The following is a 1125-nucleotide window of genomic DNA, read 5'->3' as shown; positions in this document are numbered from 1 at the left end:
CACGGCAAGACCACGCTGACCGCAGCGATCACCACCATTCTGTCCAAGAAGTTCGGTGGCGAAGCCAAAGACTACTCCCAGATTGACAGCGCGCCGGAAGAAAAGGCTCGCGGTATCACGATCAACACAGCACACGTTGAATACGAAACCGCAACCCGCCACTACGCGCACGTCGACTGCCCGGGTCACGCTGACTACGTGAAGAACATGATTACCGGTGCTGCCCAGATGGACGGTGCGATCCTGGTTTGCTCGGCCGCTGACGGTCCGATGCCGCAAACCCGCGAGCACATTCTGCTGGCCCGCCAGGTTGGCGTTCCGTACATCCTCGTGTTCCTGAACAAGTGCGACATGGTGGATGACGCCGAGCTGCTGGAACTGGTTGAAATGGAAGTGCGTGACCTGCTGTCCAAGTACGACTTCCCGGGCGACGACACCCCGATCATCCACGGCTCCGCCATGCTGGCCCTGAATGGCGACCAGTCGGAAATCGGCGAACCCGCCATCTTCCGTCTGGCCGACGCACTGGACAGCTACATTCCGGAACCGGAACGTGCCATCGACGGTACTTTCCTGATGCCGGTGGAAGACGTGTTCTCGATCTCCGGTCGCGGTACCGTTGTTACCGGTCGTGTTGAGCGCGGTATCATCAAGGTTGGCGAAGAACTGGAAATCGTCGGTATCGTTCCGACCGTCAAGACGACTTGTACCGGCGTGGAAATGTTCCGCAAGCTGCTGGATCAAGGTCAGGCTGGCGACAACATCGGCGCGCTGCTGCGTGGTACGAAGCGTGAAGACGTTCAGCGTGGTCAGGTTCTGGCCAAGCCGGGCTCCATCACCCCGCATACCAAGTTCACCGCTGAGATCTACGTTCTGTCCAAGGATGAAGGTGGTCGTCACACCCCGTTCTTCAGCAACTATCGCCCGCAGTTCTACTTCCGTACTACGGACGTGACTGGTGCGATCAGCCTGCCGGAAGGTACCGAAATGGTGATGCCAGGTGACAACGTGACCATCACTGTTGCTCTGATCGCCCCGATCGCCATGGAACAAGGTCTGCGCTTCGCCATCCGTGAAGGTGGCCGTACTGTTGGCGCCGGCGTTGTTGCCAAGATCGTTGAGTAA

Annotated in this window: 1 protein-coding gene; it reads left to right on the top strand. The window is 58.8% G+C overall.

The window, feature by feature from the left end; all coding sequences use genetic code 11:
* Positions 1–1125: elongation factor Tu (gene tuf, locus IEX44_RS20810; RefSeq protein ID WP_188698839.1), on the top strand; the 1125-nt coding region annotated here is incomplete at its 5' end.

The organism is Silvimonas amylolytica, from assembly GCF_014645555.1.
Lineage (GTDB): Bacteria > Pseudomonadota > Gammaproteobacteria > Burkholderiales > Chitinibacteraceae > Silvimonas > Silvimonas amylolytica.
Note: the sequence above shows the minus strand (reverse complement) of the source record. Positions and strands in the feature narration are given on the sequence as shown.